The following is a 471-nucleotide window of genomic DNA, read 5'->3' on the forward strand; positions in this document are numbered from 1 at the left end:
GGAAATGGAGCGCCACAGCCGATTGTCCGAGCTGATGACTGCCGGGTCTGGTTCGGAGTCATGGCAGGTAACGGATCTGCGTCATTATTTATATGTGCAGACGTCGAAGCGGGCATCCGATCCGACGTTGCAGAAAGCGCCCTGTATCGATATCCGGGTGAAATTGAAGGGCTCGCTGACCGTGTATTCCAGTTCCTTTGACGATATTCGAATCGGGAAGTTCCGGGCGGTTTACGAGGGGGCGTACGAATGGTTCTCAACGACCGTGAAACTGCCGGAGGGCACAACCATGAACGATATTGAAGCAATTGAGGCGAAGCTGCTGAGCGGCGGCGATCAGGCTGTGACGGTCAGCGGGTTGAAGGCATTTATGCTGACGGAAGACCATTTGCCGGGTCCGGCTGTGGAGTCACAAGATGCCATACTTCTTACTACAGATGAACCTGTAGGCCAATTATGGCAGGTGCTGTT

The 471-nt window shown here is 54.1% G+C and carries 1 pseudogene; it reads left to right on the forward strand.

Annotation, left to right across the window (positions count from 1 at the left end):
• Positions 1–471: pseudogene (locus tag LRL21_RS47435) on the forward strand (hypothetical protein); the annotation flags it as partial.

Origin of the sequence: Paenibacillus periandrae (genome assembly GCF_022458865.1) — a bacterium.
GTDB classification, from domain to species: Bacteria; Bacillota; Bacilli; order Paenibacillales; family NBRC-103111; genus Paenibacillus_S; species Paenibacillus_S periandrae.